Annotated in this window: 17 protein-coding genes; 15 read left to right on the top strand and 2 right to left on the bottom strand. The window is 36.4% G+C overall.

Features of this window, described 5'->3' with window-relative positions; all coding sequences use genetic code 11:
* The first annotated feature begins 54 nt into the window (after positions 1 to 54).
* The 7 genes from C1726_RS02770 (at position 55) to C1726_RS02745 (ending at position 6,296) form a co-directional block, all read left to right on the top strand.
* On the top strand, positions 55 to 1,719 hold the full coding sequence (locus C1726_RS02770) for a sensor domain-containing protein (protein ID WP_102271764.1): 1,665 nt from the start codon (positions 55 to 57) through the stop codon (positions 1,717 to 1,719).
* A gap of 127 nt (positions 1,720 to 1,846) precedes the next feature.
* Positions 1,847 to 1,981, top strand: coding sequence for a hypothetical protein (locus C1726_RS26725; protein ID WP_268876994.1), 135 nt, complete (start codon positions 1,847 to 1,849; stop codon positions 1,979 to 1,981).
* A gap of 152 nt (positions 1,982 to 2,133) precedes the next feature.
* Positions 2,134 to 3,003 carry a transporter substrate-binding domain-containing protein gene (locus tag C1726_RS02765; protein WP_102271763.1) on the top strand — a complete coding sequence of 290 codons (870 nt, stop codon included), beginning with the start codon at positions 2,134 to 2,136 and terminating at the stop codon, positions 3,001 to 3,003.
* Positions 3,004 to 3,039: 36 nt separating this feature from the next.
* A complete protein-coding gene (locus C1726_RS02760) occupies positions 3,040 to 3,747 on the top strand; it encodes an amino acid ABC transporter permease (RefSeq protein ID WP_102271762.1) in 708 nt (235 codons plus the stop codon).
* Positions 3,748 to 3,759: 12 nt separating this feature from the next.
* Complete coding sequence (locus tag C1726_RS02755; RefSeq protein WP_102271761.1) at positions 3,760 to 4,473, top strand: amino acid ABC transporter permease; 714 nt, start codon at positions 3,760 to 3,762, stop codon at positions 4,471 to 4,473.
* A gap of 23 nt (positions 4,474 to 4,496) precedes the next feature.
* On the top strand, positions 4,497 to 5,252 hold the full coding sequence (locus C1726_RS02750; RefSeq protein ID WP_102271760.1) for an amino acid ABC transporter ATP-binding protein: 756 nt from the start codon (positions 4,497 to 4,499) through the stop codon (positions 5,250 to 5,252).
* Between the two features lie 27 nt (positions 5,253 to 5,279).
* Positions 5,280 to 6,296, top strand: coding sequence for a uroporphyrinogen decarboxylase family protein (locus tag C1726_RS02745; RefSeq protein ID WP_102271759.1), 1,017 nt, complete (start codon positions 5,280 to 5,282; stop codon positions 6,294 to 6,296).
* Between the two features lie 100 nt (positions 6,297 to 6,396).
* Here the strand turns inward: C1726_RS02745 and C1726_RS02740 are convergent, their stop codons facing one another.
* Positions 6,397 to 6,633, bottom strand: a complete 237-nt coding sequence (locus C1726_RS02740) for a DUF2187 family protein (protein WP_180968079.1) — start codon at positions 6,631 to 6,633, stop codon at positions 6,397 to 6,399.
* A gap of 159 nt (positions 6,634 to 6,792) precedes the next feature.
* Here C1726_RS02740 and C1726_RS02735 point away from each other — a divergent pair, with 159 nt between their 5' ends.
* Both C1726_RS02735 and C1726_RS02730 read left to right on the top strand, forming a co-directional pair.
* Complete coding sequence (locus C1726_RS02735) at positions 6,793 to 7,452, top strand: TetR/AcrR family transcriptional regulator (RefSeq protein ID WP_102271757.1); 660 nt, start codon at positions 6,793 to 6,795, stop codon at positions 7,450 to 7,452.
* A 101-nt stretch (positions 7,453 to 7,553) separates the two neighbouring features.
* On the top strand, positions 7,554 to 8,018 hold the full coding sequence (locus C1726_RS02730; RefSeq protein WP_102271756.1) for a CBS domain-containing protein: 465 nt from the start codon (positions 7,554 to 7,556) through the stop codon (positions 8,016 to 8,018).
* A gap of 58 nt (positions 8,019 to 8,076) precedes the next feature.
* On the opposite strand, the gene C1726_RS02725 is transcribed toward C1726_RS02730, so the two are convergent.
* Positions 8,077 to 9,231 (bottom strand): acyl-CoA dehydrogenase family protein, encoded by a 1,155-nt coding sequence (locus C1726_RS02725; protein ID WP_102271755.1) that lies wholly within the window; start codon positions 9,229 to 9,231, stop codon positions 8,077 to 8,079.
* 172 nt (positions 9,232 to 9,403) lie between these two features.
* Here C1726_RS02725 and C1726_RS02720 point away from each other — a divergent pair, with 172 nt between their 5' ends.
* From C1726_RS02720 to C1726_RS02695, 6 genes are all read left to right on the top strand, one after another.
* Positions 9,404 to 10,219 (top strand): ATP-binding cassette domain-containing protein, encoded by an 816-nt coding sequence (locus tag C1726_RS02720; RefSeq protein WP_102271754.1) that lies wholly within the window; start codon positions 9,404 to 9,406, stop codon positions 10,217 to 10,219.
* 4 nt (positions 10,220 to 10,223) lie between these two features.
* Entirely contained in the window at positions 10,224 to 10,922 is a 699-nt protein-coding gene (locus C1726_RS02715; RefSeq protein WP_102271753.1) for a hypothetical protein, read from the top strand.
* A 179-nt stretch (positions 10,923 to 11,101) separates the two neighbouring features.
* Positions 11,102 to 11,737, top strand: coding sequence for an FMN-dependent NADH-azoreductase (locus tag C1726_RS02710; RefSeq protein WP_180968078.1), 636 nt, complete (start codon positions 11,102 to 11,104; stop codon positions 11,735 to 11,737).
* 151 nt (positions 11,738 to 11,888) lie between these two features.
* Entirely contained in the window at positions 11,889 to 12,071 is a 183-nt protein-coding gene (locus C1726_RS02705) for a hypothetical protein (protein ID WP_102271752.1), read from the top strand.
* A 2-nt stretch (positions 12,072 to 12,073) separates the two neighbouring features.
* Complete coding sequence (locus C1726_RS02700; protein ID WP_102271751.1) at positions 12,074 to 13,549, top strand: sodium:solute symporter family protein; 1,476 nt, start codon at positions 12,074 to 12,076, stop codon at positions 13,547 to 13,549.
* A gap of 174 nt (positions 13,550 to 13,723) precedes the next feature.
* A complete protein-coding gene (locus C1726_RS02695) occupies positions 13,724 to 15,061 on the top strand; it encodes an alkaline phosphatase family protein (protein ID WP_407642006.1) in 1,338 nt (445 codons plus the stop codon).
* Positions 15,062 to 15,204 lie beyond the last annotated feature (143 nt).

Below are 15,204 nucleotides of genomic sequence, written 5' to 3'. Positions count from 1 at the left end.
AAAAGGGATAAATAAAATATTTTAGTAGAAGAAGATTAAGAAGGGTGATGATTAATGTTTGAAATCAAAGGGGATTTATTAAATAGTGTCTTAATGGAAGGGATTAAAGAAAGTGTCTTCATCGTGAAGGTTATTAATGACTTGGAATTTGTCTATGTTTATATGAACCGTGCGGCTATGGAGAAAACAGGACTTACTAGAAATGTAATCGGACAATCAATACAAGATGTATATACTGCTGAAAGAGCGGATTTTTTAATTGAACAATATAAAAAAGTTGTTATTAGCCTTGAAAGTGTAACATATGAAGACTCAAACACTTCTCTTTTAGGTGAAATGTATTACTCAGAAATAACACTATCTCCTCTTTTCGATGAATCAAACAAATGTACACATATCGTTGCACTTGTTCATGACGTAACAGAGAAAAAATGGGGTGAATTTGAATTAAAAAGCTATTGGGACAGTCTTCTTGAAAGCAAACAGCGCTATCGTTCCTTGTATGAATTTAATGAAGATGCTATTTTTTCAATTAATAGGAATGGTGAGATCATAAAAGGCAATGCTGCTGTACAAGATGTGACTGGCTATGATGCAAATAGCCTAATCGATTCTAATTTTATTTCTCTGGTTGCTGTTGAACATATAAATACAACAATGGATAGTTTTAATCGTGCAGTCGAAGGGAAAAATCAGCATATCAATATTGCTATTACAAATAAATCTGGCAACCGTGTAGAAGTAATTGCAAAATTCACACCGACAATCGTTAATGGTGATGTGGTTGGCATCTATTGGATTTTAAAAGATGTTACCGAACAATTAATGATTTTAAAAATGTATCAGGAAAGTGAACAGCGTTTTAGAATTATTGCAGAAAACTCGCAAGATTTAATAACAATGCTTGATGAAAAGGGAAAGATTATTTACGTATCACCCTCATATAAGACTGTGCTAGGTTTTAATAAAGAAGAATACTTAGGAAAATATTTTTTTCATAATATTCATTTAGAACATAAGGATCAATTGTGGGAATCGGTGTTACTATCTATAAAAAGTGAAAAATCATGGAAGCTGCAAGTGCTGAACAAACACAAAACAAAAGGCTGGATTTGGTGTGAACTAAGTGGAACCCCTGTATTTGACAGTAAAAGCCAATTCATACATATGGTGTGTGTGACAAGAGACATTCACCTGCAAAAAGAATACGAAATGAAGCTGAAACATATTGCCTTTCATGATTCATTAACCAATTTGCCGAATCGCCGCCTATTCAAAGAAAAACTAACACATACATTAAGTGAGTTACGGAAAAATAAAAAAGGATTTTCTGTCATCATAATGGATATTGATCATTTTAAAAGTATAAATGACGAAATGGGTCATGATATTGGTGATGAAGTTCTAGTAGAATTTAGCAAGAGGGTTAGTAAATGTCTTCAAGATGATGAAATGGTTTCACGACTTGGCGGGGATGAATTCACTGTCCTTTTACCCAATAGACAGTCAGAAAATGATGTAGCGGCAATGGCAGAGGAAATTCGAAGAACCATGGATAAGCCTTGGAACATTCATGATCATGAGTTTAAAATTACAACTAGTATGGGCATTGCCATTGTATCTGATAAATATACAACGGAATCAAGTATACTAAAGACGGCTGATATTGCACTATATGAAGCAAAAAGAGCTGGAAGGAATACGTATCGGATTAAATAAAAATGAACTGTAGCTATTTCATGTAGAGCATCCTGATGGATAAACCCTGCATGATTTTTTTTTGTATAAGAAAATAGCTTGTGCGAATACTAAATTGGAAAAAATATAGGCAAAGGAGAATAAGCAATTGAAAAAGTTATACATTTCACTCATTTTTATTGTTACACTTGCAACTTTGAGCCCATCGATTTATGCCATTGCAAAAAAAGGAAATCCACCGGAAGAAACATGCCTAAACGAGGCTGTCATTCAAATAAAATAGAAACGATACTCTGAAAAGGGTGTCGTTTTTTATTGATAATATTTTTCAGAAAAGTAATTGACGGAAAATTTAGAGAATGTTAATATCTTATTTATATTATTCCGATTAAACAACTGTGTTTTATGGGTATTTATTATGAAAGGGTGAAAATAATGAAAATAGTTTTAAAAACTTTTGTAACAGGATTTGCATTTGCAATGATATTGGCAGGATGTGGATCAGCTTCAAATTCTAGTACAGAGTCTGGAGGATCATCTGATAATCAGTCTGACGTCAGAAAAGTGAAAGTTGCCTATGACCAAGCATCAAAACCGATGTCATGGATAGATGAAAATGGGAATCCAACTGGATATGATGTGGAAGTAATGAAAATGGTGGATGAACTACTCCCGGAGTATGCATTCGAGTATGTTGGAACGTCAAGTGATGACCTATTGATAGGTGTGGAACAAGGTAAATATCAGGTTGGAGTAAAGAATGCATTCTGGACGCAAGAAAGAACGGAGAAATTTATATATCCAAAAGAATTCATAGGGTTAAGCAGTGCCGGTCTCGTACTAAAAAAAGAAAATGAGAATATTAAAAGTTTGGCAGACTTTGCCTCAGCTGGATTCACACTAGCTCCAATCGCTGCAAATAACGCTCAATATACGATTATTGATGAATATAACATAGCTAATCCAAATAATAAGGTAAAGCTAAAAGCAGGTGATGAATTTTCAGTTGATGTTGTTCAATGGGTCAATGAAGGCCGTGTAGACGGAGGAGTAATGATTGAAGGACCTTTTGAAAAACAAGTAACTGCTGATGATGGTCCATACCATCATTTGAAAAATGATGTTGTATATAATGAGTTCGCTGTGATTAAAACTTGGCCGCTATTCAATAAAAAGGAGCAGGAATTTTCAGATGCCTACGATGAAGCTGTAAAGCAGCTGAAGGAGGAAAAGAAGACAAATGAATTTAGCGTTGAATTTTATGGAAGAGATTTATTTGAGGTATTGGATAAAGTAAATAGATAGTAATGGAGCTAAGAAAAAAGCGGATAGGGAGGAATTATGGAAAAGTATTTTGATGCAGCTTATATTCTTCAATCTATACCAATGTTGCTTCCCTTTTTAAAGGTGACATTCATGGTTGCGTGTTTATCTGTTTTATTTGGTACAATCATAGGATTTGTCTTAGCAGCTGCCAAATTAGGAAAAAGTAAGATTGCTAGAAACTTTGCCAATGGTTATATAACTATATTAAGATGTACACCTTCCATTGTTCTCCTGTTCTTAGTTTATTATGGGATCCCAGCCATTGGCAATAATTTTGGCATGAACCTAAATAACATTGACAAAGCTATTTTTGTCATTGTTACTTTTTCACTTCAATTTGGTGCGCTAATGTCCGAGGTCATTCGCTCAGCATATGAATCAATTGATAAAGGGCAATTTGAAGCGGCTGTCAGTGCAGGTTTAAGCAATATCCAAGCTTACAGGAGAATTATTTTTCCTCAGGCATTCGTTGTTGCACTTCCTAACTTTGGAAATAGCTTGCTGGCACTTCTTCAGGAAGGCGCTTTAGCTTATACAATCGGGTTAATTGATATAGTAGGGAAGGCTAATCTTATTATTGCAAGTAACTACAATGCTCATGCGTTAGAAATTTTTCTAGCACTATCTATCATTTACTGGGTCCTTTCCATTGCGATTGAGCAATTCTTTTTAAAATTAGAAAGGGTATTTAGTAAAGGAAAACAATCATTGAAAGTGTTGTAAGGTGGTGTAAACGTGTCTGAAGGTCTTGATTATAAATTTTTGGTTGATACATTTTTTGTTGCATTATCAGGGGTGCCAATCGCATTAATCATCACAATAGTAGCTTTACTGGTTGCTCTCCCGTTAGGCTTTATACTTGCTTTAACAAGAATCAATCGAATTCCGGTATTGCATCGATTTGCACAAATATACGTTTCTTTTGTAAGAGGAACGCCAATTATTGTTCAAATTTTTATTGTATATAGCAGTATCCCTTTATTGCTAGATTCGATATTTACTAAATATAACTTCGAAATGAATGTTTACGATGTACATCCGATTTGGTACGCATTCATCGTTTTTTCCTTTAATACGACGGCGATCTTAATTGAAGTGTTTCGTTCGGCAATAAATACTGTGAGTAAAGGACAGCTGGAAGCTGCACAGTCAGTTGGCTTAACAAATGTGCAAGCCTTTAGAAGGATTATTATCCCTCAGACATTAGTTGTCGCATTGCCAAACATTTGCACTGCAACCGTTAATTTGATAAAAGCAACCTCTTTAGGCTATGCCATGTCCCTGCAAGAAATTACTTTAAAAGCAAAAGTGGCTGCCAATGTGGGCTACAATTATGTTGAAGCCTATATCGATATTTTTTTAGTCTATTTAATTTTGTGCAGCTTAGTAGAATATGCATTCAAGCGTTATGAAAAACGGTTAATAAAGTATAAGGCAGTAAATGTCTGAAATTGAATCAGGAGGTGGTCAGGATGCTGGAAATTAAAAATATCCATAAATCATTTGGTGAAAATAAAATTTTAAAAGATGTAGACCTAAGAATAGATAAAGGTGATGTTGTCGTCATACTTGGACCAAGCGGTTCAGGGAAAACAACGTTGCTTAGATGCATCAACTTTCTTGAAAAAGCAGACCAGGGGCAAGCAGTTTTTGACGGGATAGAACTAAACTTGAAATCAGCATCCAAGAGGCAAATCCAATTAGTAAGAAAGAAGACAGCCTTCGTCTTTCAAAATTACAATCTATTTAATAATAAAACAGCGTTAGAAAATGTAACTGAGGGACTGATTATTGGGAGAAAAATGCCAAAAGCGGAAGCGGATACGCTTGGTAAAAATGCTTTAGATAAAGTAGGTTTGTCGGATAAATACAATGCCTATCCTATTGAGCTATCAGGAGGACAGCAGCAGAGAGTTGGCATTGCAAGGGCGGTGGCGATTAATCCCGATATCATTCTTTTTGATGAACCAACTTCTGCACTTGATCCCGAGTTAGTTGGCGAGGTATTAACAGTAATGAAGAATATAGCAAATGAGGGAACAACGATGTTAGTTGTTACACATGAAATGACTTTTGCAAAAGATGTAGCTAACCGAGTGATCTTTATGGATGAAGGAGTTGTTGTAGAAGAGGGCTCTCCAAAGGATATTTTCGTCCATCCAAAGGAAGAACGAACGAGAAGGTTTTTAAAGAGGGTATTGCCAGAGGACTTTACTTATTATATTTAGCTGTTTGTGAATGGGAGGAAGTTATAGATGGGTCATTGGAATTGTAAAAATCGTTTTGAGGCAATTTTATCTGGGGAGAAGGCTGATCGTCCGATTGTAAGCGGTTGGATGCATTTTATTGAAAGGGAGCAAGAAGCGGAGGATTTTGCAAAAGCTACGATCTCTTTTACAAAGAAGTATGACTGGGATTGGGTTAAGATTAATCCGCGAGCGACATATTATAGCGAGGTTTGGGGAAATGAATATAATTTCCAAGATTATCGAAATGTATTCCCTAAACAAACACATGCTTCGATTAAAAAGCCAGAAGACCTTTGGAAAATTACATCAATAAAAGCTGTTTCCTCATTTCCATTAATCGAGCAATTATATGCATGCAAACAAATACGGGAAGGGCTGCCTGATACTCCACTTGTCCAAACAGTATTTTCTCCCTTAACAATACTATTATTCTTAGCAGGCAGGTCGCCTTATATTAATGAAACTGTGTATGGCAGTGATAAACCATTGTCTCTCAACGATCTGTTTATTGAAAATCGAGCAGGAGTTCATCATGCATTACATGCGATTTCTTTGACACTTGCGGACTACATAGAGGGACTTTACAATGCTGGAATCGATGGGGTTTTCTATGCTGTTACAGGAACAGCACATCCAGAGTTGTTCGATGAATCATCGTTTAATGAATTTTCGAGACCATATGATTCTATTGTCTTAGATGCTGCTAGTCGAAGGAAAGTTATTCTTCACACATGTGGAAAACATGCACATCCAGAAAGATTTAATGATTATCGGATAGATGGAATTAGTTGGGATACAGAGGCTGAAGGGAACCTTTCCTTAGAAGGAGGATTGAATGTAACAAAAGTCGGCGGGATTGATCACACCTTATTTGCATCAAATGACATTAAAAAGATACAAGAGCAAGCATCAAGTGCCTTAAAAATAATGAATGATCATCCATTTATACTTGCACCTAATTGCTCCATTCCAATAAACGCATCTGATGAGGCACTTTGGATCTTAAAAAAATCGATAAACTAATAAATAGATTTATTTCTGGCCGAGACCCAATTTCTCATGGTTATTATTGAGAAATTGGGTCTTTCGTTTAAGCATTTAAAGGTATATATTCTTCCTGCGTTCACAAATTCTCTACTGAGTCTGAAAATGACAAATGCTTGTTTGTATTCAATAGCTTATAATTCCGATGAGACACAACGGTATAGAGTGTATCAATTTTGATTTGTTCTGCATCTGAAGGGCTAATTTGTACAATTACACTCGATTCTTTCACCTTAATCACTTCTCCATTAATCGAATGATTGTTCCGTTTAAAACGAACTTGATCCCCTTCGTTAGCTATTTTACTTGTGGACATTTTCAACATTCCCCTATCTAATTTGAGATCGGAAATCTATGATAATTGAAAAAACATGAACTTTGGTTCAATTATTACATGTGACTAATTGTCTGTCAATTTTAAAGTGAACCTTAGTTCATGTTTCATATATGATATGATAGGAAAGAGGTGATTTTGATGGCTGAAAGAGATGAAAGGCATCTAGTCGGGGCATTTCCTTCTATACCAAAACAAATACGTGCACAGCAAAAAAGATTGGCTCTTCTTGAAAGCGGGAGAAGTCTATTTATAGAAAAAGGGTATGAGCAAACAACTGCAAAAGATATTGCATCCTATGCTGGGGTAGCAACTGGGACTTTTTATCGCTATTTTTCAGATAAAAGGCAGCTGTTATTAGCATTATTGGAAGATAAAATGGAAAAGCTAATGCCGCCCGTACCTAATTGGATGCACCGGAATCCAGAACAATTGCTTGCATCCCTTTTGGAAAACTACAATAATTCCTTAGAAGCAATTGGCATTCATCGAGTTCTTCCAGAGTTATTGCCAAAAGATCCAGAGCTATCAGAGGTCATGCTAGAAGCAAGAAAGAGTTTGCATAGGAGAATATATAATGGATTAAAAAGTGCCAAAGATGAGGGTCTTACATGGGGAGATCTGGATTTAGATACTGTTGCATGGACAATCATATTGATGGTTGAAAATAGTCCTGAAAAAGCGAAACAAAGTGGAAGTACATTAGAATATGATGAAATGGCTAAGGTTATTTGCCGCCTTGTTTTTCCACCACAAATTATGGAGAAATTGTATATAAGTAAAAGTGAAGATAAAAGATGAATTTGAGTTCATATTTTATCTTGACTTCAATAACCTTGCATGAAATACTTGAACTATGATTCATATTTTAAACTAATTCATCCAACAATGGGGTGTGAAGCATGAAGGTTAGAGAATTCATGATAACAAATGTAATTAAAGCTCATCCAAAGGATAGTATTAAAGAAGTGATGACGTTGTTTGTTGAAAAGAAAGTTGGCGGTTTGCCGATTTGCGAAACGGATGGAACACTGGCAGGAATGGTATCTGATGGGGATATCTTGAGATCAATAAAGCCAATCGAACAGCGTGTCTATGATTTCATCTTTTATATGGAATACTTGGGCGAGGAAAATCTACAAAGCCGTTTAAAAGATCTAACAGAGAAGGAAATTATCAAAATTGCAAAAACAAAAGGGCTAATTACCGTCTCTCCTGATGATGAAATTGAGCATGCGGTTACATTATTATCTAAGCATCATTTTAAGAAGCTCCCAGTAGTTAACCAAAATAATAGGGTGGTAGGTGTAATCAGCAGGGGAGATGTGATCCGTAAAATTCAAAAATCGATCCTTAATGAAATATAGGGGAGAAAAAGCTGGAGCTCCATACAAGTGGAATTTCAGCTTTTTTGTATCTTAAAGCTTAATCATCGCATCTATTAATTACATTTCTCGCTAGCTGCAGGATCGTCATGTCATCCATCGGAGGATTATGGAGTCCGGCACGCACATCTCTGTAATAGCGCTGCAGCGGATTTTTCTCCGATAAACTGCGCGCACCGACTATTCTCATCGCTAAGTCGACGATGGTAATCGCGCTGTTTGTAACGGACAGTTTAACAGCACCTAACTCAGGATTCATTTGAGCCCGCTCATCCTTTGCTGAATGATCCCATTGTTTAGCTACCGAATAGAGAAAATGTCTTGCTCTCATTAATTCTAATTCCATTTCTCCAATTTTTTGCTGAACATTGGGAAGATCACTAATTGTTCCCTGGATACTATTTGGGGAATAGCTCTTGGCAAATTCAATCGCATAGCTTGCTGCAGCTTGAGCAATTCCAAGATAACATGCTGGAATATGAAGCAGCCATCCGGAAGCTCCTTTTTTCCCCAGTTCCATATATTCAACTAAGTACTCTTCTTTAACCCTGACATTATTTAATACTAAATCATGACTTCCTGTTCCCTTCATTGCGATGCTGTCCCATGTTTCTTCAATCTCTACGCCATGTGATGATCTTGGAATTAAGAAATAGGCAACCTCGTCGCTTTCTGGGATAGAAGCTGTTACATTAAAATAATCGAGGACAGGGGACAAGGTTGTAAATGTTTTTCGTCCGTTAATCAGCCAGTAACTGTCTTGTTTAACGGCAGTTGTGGTTGGTTTTCCTCCTCTTGTGGGACTCCCGGTTTGAGGTTCTGAAGCACAATTATTAATGAGCGCGCCATTTTTCACATCTTCACACAGCATTTGAAATATATATTCATTCCAGCTGTTTTTTTCTCCTAAGTCCTGAATAATTCCCATATGCCAGCCGATGGATAAGGCCGTTGCTCCATCTCCTCTAGCCATATATTCTTGAAAACGAACAAGATCGAATAGAGAAATCTCTTCGCCCCCATATCGTTTTGGGAGAGTTAACGATGTGTAGCCAGTTGTTTTTAGCTCAGAAATATTTTGAAATGGGAACGCTCCTTCTTCGTCAATCTTTGCTGCTCTCGATAAGAACACTTTAGAAAGCTCACTCATCAACTCAAGACGCTCTTCCATGCTTTGTGTATCTTGAAATTTCATTTAATCATCCCCTAAATGTCATTCGAATTATATTTCTTACTAATCCTATCGGTTTTAATGTAATCTTTATTATACATCTTATTACAAAAAGATTCCAATATATAAGCAGGAGGATTTATTTTAATACTACATTTTTTAATGGTAAAATAAAGAAAAAAGTAGAGGCAAGTGAATGATTATCTTTGAAGCCAATTGTGCAGGAAAAGTGATTGATGGTGTAAGTATCTTACATGATATTTCTCTCTGTATTTCAAAAGGGGAAAGGGTCGCTATCACCGGTCATAATGGATCGGGAAAAAGCAGTTTATTAAAATTAATTGGTGGCATCTATGAAAATACATCTGGTCAAGTAAAAAGGGTAATGAGTAAGACTGGGTATGTGCCTGAGCATTTTCCGGAGAATATTCGTTTTAAAATGCAGGAATATTTACTATTAATGGGTAAAATGAACGGCAAATTGGAGTCTGGGCTTATTAAGAGAATACATAGCTATGCGGAAATATTCGCTATAACAGATTTTTTGAATACCCCTCTAAAAAATTGTTCAAAGGGAACAAAGCAAAAGGCGGGAATTATTCAAGCATTGCTTATGGATCCAGATATACTTTTGTTAGATGAGCCTCTAACAGGCTTGGATGAAGCGGCACAAGCAGGACTTTTGAACGTGTTAGCTTCTTTTAATTCAGGATTAACAATCGTCTTTACAGCACATGAGTCACTATTGATCGATGCTTTGGCAGATCGGGTGATTACAGTTGCTAATGGCAGGATCATTGCAGACGCTAAAAAGGAAATAAAAGAAAAATATAAATATATAAAAGCTATTGTTCCAAATCAAACAATAGCTTCAGAGATTCCTAGTATTCATACTCATTATATTGAAGAACGTACAGTTGAGATGACGGTATTAAGTGAACATTCGGATGAAGTTCTGACCAAGCTCTTAGAGAGAGGCTGCTCAATTGTCGAGTTAATAGAGAAGAGGTAGGAAATTGTCAGCTTTTGTCCGTTATGAGCTATTAAATTTTATCCGTTCATTTAAGTTTATACCCCCATGTGTGTTATATATGGCTTGGATATTTATATTATATGCTTACAAAAACGTGCCAATACTAAGCAGCTATGGAGTCTCATCCATCGCTTTATATTTAACGATGACATGGATAGCAATGGCAATGTTCTCGATGGTGGAAGAAAGTGAAAAGCATATTTTAATTGCACATTTAGGAAGTAAGCGGAAATACTTGCGTGGGAAGTGGCATACTTTGCTTCTTTTGATGATCCCGCTCATGCTATTTGCAGTTTTCTTTCCAGTCATCACTGGAAGTTTTAATGAAGGAATGACGATGGCATATTATGTGTTAACCTTTTTTTGCCACACTATTTTTGCCGTGTTTGGAGTTTTGGTCGGAACACTTTTTTCTGCAACCAGTTTTGCGACAAAGAAGTATGCATGGCTATCAGCTGTATTTGTATTAGTTTGCTCGCTTGCCTCGAAGTCATTGATTGAGGCGGCAGAATTTTTGAAATGGATTCTTTGGGTATTCCCGCCAGTTTTTCATGTTATAGAACATATGGGGAATGAATTTATTGTAAACAATGGCTTCTGGCTTGATATTATTTTTGTGATTATATATATCGTTTTAGTCACACCTTTAATTATTTTGCTATTTTTGAAAAAGGAACGGTAGATAAAATAAGGAAAGTGAATCAATCTTAATGAGTGATTCACTTTTTTTTATAAATAAAAACAAAGTCATTTCAGTTGACGATTTAGAATCATTATTGTAGTATATCTATATATCTTGAATTAAACATATTTTATTTCGAGGTAAATGAATTTTCAATATAGTTAGGAGATTTGTATATAATGAACGTATTAGTAGTAAAAGCTAATAATCGTCCAGCATCAGAGGGCATTTCAAGTAGAATGTACGAAGTATTTATGGAGGAAGCTAGAAAAGCATCTGGTATTGAACTAAATACATTTGATGTTTTCGCTGAGGATATGCCATATTTCGGTCAGGACTTCTTCAATGCAATGGGAAAAACTGCACAAGGTGCAGAATTAAATGATATCGAGCAGCGCATACTTGCAGCTTCAGCAAAAGCATTGGATGCATTTATGGCAGCAGATACAGTTGTATTTGCATTCCCATTATGGAATCAAACAATCCCAGCAGCACTGCAAACATTCATCGATTATATTTACCGTGCAGGTGTGACTTTCAAATATACAGAAAATGGTCCAGTTGGACTAGTGCCAGAGAAAAAAGTAATCATTTTAAATGCTCGTGGGGGAGATTACTCTACACCACAAATGGCACCACTTGAAATGAGTGTAAACTATATTAGACAAATCATGAATCTTTTCGGCATTCAAGAAATTGAAGAAGTAATTATTGAGGGTCATAATCAATACCCAAATCGTGCGGAAGAAATTGTATCAGAAGGCATGGAGCGTGTAAAAGCTTCTGCAGCTAAATTAGCTCCAGTTCATGCATAAATCGTTTTTATAAGAAATGAGAGCAGCTCTAATTCCTAGTTAAGGAATTAGGGCTATTTTTTTTGAGGAAACAAGTGTCTTTACATGTGTGTATTCTAATGTATAATAAATTTGTTGATTTGCTATCGTTAATATAGCTGGGGGTGATGAAGTGAAATCTGCTGAGTTGAAATGGGCATTATTAATTCTTGCGATTGTTTTGCTAGGTTATATCCTTCCATATACTTTGTTAACAAATGTAACCGCATGGTATGGAAGCTTTTTATTGTGGACGGGATTGGCTATAGCCATTATTGGCATTAATTATTTGATATCGAGGAAATGGGGTGAGTAATCTTGAGTACAAATATGGTTTGGTGGACAATTGCTATTTATATCATTATTTCATTATTTGTTGCTTATTTATCAAGAAGCGGAAAACAAACGAATATGGTCAGTTATTTTCTTGGAGACCGCAAGCTAGGGGGCTTTGTATCTGCCTTAAGCTATAGCGCAACTACTTACAGTGCCTTTATGCTAGTTGGTTTAGCGGGATTAACTTATAAAGGCGGAGTTGGAGCATTTGGTTTCGAAATAATTTATTTTATGGGTGTATCATTAGTCGCGTTTTTTGGTCCTAGATTTTGGTTAGTAGGGAAGAAATATGGGTATGTGACACCATCTGAAATGTTAGGTGATCGGTATAATAATAAAAAGGTTGCAATGGTCGTTTCCATATTCAGCTGTCTGTTCCTTATTCCTTATAGTGCAGTTCAGCTTGCTGGGGTGGGCTATCTTTTGCAAGGGATGACAAATAATGCAATTCCGTTTACTACTGGTGTGATTATTGCAACAGTCCTTGCTATTGTTTTTTCTTATATTGCCGGCATTCGATCAGTTGCCTGGACGGATTCCTTACAAGCACTATTCATGATTGTTTCAGCAACTTTAGTTGTTATTCTCATTATTAATGGACTAGGTGGTTTTGGTTCATTCTTCGAAACGCTTGAGACCAACCAGCCACAATCCTTAGCAGTACCAGGAAACGGATTTTTTAGCTTTCTAACCTTTTTAGGATTAACGATTCCTTGGTTTTTCTTTAGTTTATCTAATCCGCAAGTAAGCCAAAGGTTATTTATGCCAGCATCGATGAAAAGCTTACGCACTATGCTAATGGGGTTCTTAATATTTGGTTTTGTTTATACGATCGTTTCAGTTGTATGGGGATTCTCTGCTTCAGTTATGTTTCCAGATTTGGCTAATCCTGACCTTGCCACACCAAAAATATTATCGTCAGATTTAGTTCCGCCGATTTTAGCGGTAATTGTGATGGTTGGAATTATGGCAGCGGCAATCTCGACGATTGATTCTATTTTACTTACATTATCCTCTTTATTTGCCAGGGATGTATACGGATATATTAAGAAGGATTCAAGTGATAAAAGCCAGCTTCTTGTTGGGAAAATTGTAATACCGATAATTGCCATTTTAGCCTATCTATTTGCTCAAATGAATGTAAATTTAATTGCGGTACTATCAGTCGCATCTTCAGCAGGTTTACTAGTTGCAGTTCCAGCCATAATTGGCGCCTTTTTTTGGAAAAGAGGGACGGCTGCTGGTGTAATGACTAGTGTAATTGTTAGTGGTGTTATGGTGATTATTTTAGAATTTGCCAAATTAAAGCCGTTTGGACTTGCTTCAGGTATTTGGGGAATAGGAATCTCTACGATACTCTTTATTGCAGTTAGTTTGTTAACGAATGCTCCCGAGAAAAAAGCGGATGAATTTTTAAGTTATTTAAAGACAGAGCTAAAAAGAAGGAAAATTGTATAAATAGAACAAAATAAATAAGCTCCCCTCGATTGAAGAGGGGAGCTTATTTACTTATAAATTGGCACCTTGTAAATTTACAAAAAACTCATAATAAATAAAATATATTTACATATAACTCATTCCTATATAATGGTAAAATAAATAGTAAGAGTTATCAAATGGAGGCTATTCATATTGACTGCATTAACTAAAAATATGATTGTTATTTCTTTTGATTGTTTATCTGCATTAGATTTCCCGCTTATACATACACTGCCAAATTTCAACCGGGTATTTCAAAAAGGATCGTTTTCAAAGAATGTGGAAACGATTTATCCTTCTGTTACATATCCATGTCATGCAACGATTGTCACCGGGAATTACCCGAATCGTCATGGAGTGATTAATAATACAGTATTACAGCCAGGTGTTGCTTCTCCTGATTGGAATTGGTTTAGAAGTGCAATTAAGGGTACGACTTTATACGATGAAGCGTTCAAAGCCAACCTAACAACAGCGGCACTTTTATGGCCAGTTACAGGGAAAGCAAAGAGTATTCAATACAATTTGCCAGAAATATTTCCGAATCGGCCGTGGCAAAACCAAATTTTTGTTTCGCTTATGAGTGGAACACCCTCCTATCAATGGGAGCTTAATAAACGTTTTGGATCCATACGGAATGGATTAAACCAGCCAGAATTGGATGATTTTGTTTTAGAATCAACCGTTCATACAATTTTGACGAAAGAACCAAATTTACTTCTCGCACATTTTACAGATCTAGATACGATGCGACATAATTATGGCTTGTTTTCTGATGAGGCAACAAAAGCCATTCACCGGCATGATCAAAGACTTGGACGTATATTGGATGCCCTCGAGGAAAGCGGCAAATACGAGGAAACAGCAATTGTTATCCTTGGCGATCATAGTGCATTGGATGAAAATAAAGCTGTTCATCTAAATGTGATTTTCCGGGAAAAGAACCTAATTTCTGTTGATTCTAAAGGGAAAATATCCGATTGGATGGCCTATTGCAATGGCTGTGATGGCTCAGCATATATTTATTTAAAAAATAGAAATGACACCAAAACAAAAGAAGCGGTGAAAATGATTTTAGATGAATTGATAATCGATCCTAGCAACGGTATCGAACGAATTTTAACTGGAGAGGAGGCTGGTAGGAAAGGGGCAGATTCTAAGTGTGCTTATATGGTCGAGGCCCGGCATGGATTTTACTTTCTTGAGGCTCATGAGGGCGAGTATATAAAGCATGTGACGCAGGAAGATGTCTGGAAAAATAATAAATATATGCTTGCATGTCATGGTTATTCGCCAGAAAAGGAGAATTATTCAACTTTTTTTCTTGCCTCTGGGAAAGGGATTCGTCCCAATGTGGAGGTCCCATATATGAGACTCATTGATATCGGTCCTACATTAGCTAGATTGCTAGGCGTGGACTTAGGGCAAACAGATGGGCTAGTGATGGAGCAGTTCTTACTTTTAGATGATACATCCAGCTCCAGCGCCTAGCCCCTCGAGGTCACAAGCCAATCCTCCCAAAAAGGTAAAGAGCACCTTTTAAGGAGGCTAGTCTTGTGCTTGTCGGGGCTGATCAAGGCGCTTCCGCATTTAGAGATATCCAGCTCCAGCGCCTAGCCCCTCGAGGTCACAAG

Source organism: Cytobacillus massiliigabonensis, assembly GCF_900199725.1.
GTDB classification, from domain to species: domain Bacteria; phylum Bacillota; class Bacilli; order Bacillales; family Cytobacillaceae; genus Cytobacillus; species Cytobacillus massiliigabonensis.
Note: the sequence above shows the minus strand (reverse complement) of the source record. Positions and strands in the feature narration are given on the sequence as shown.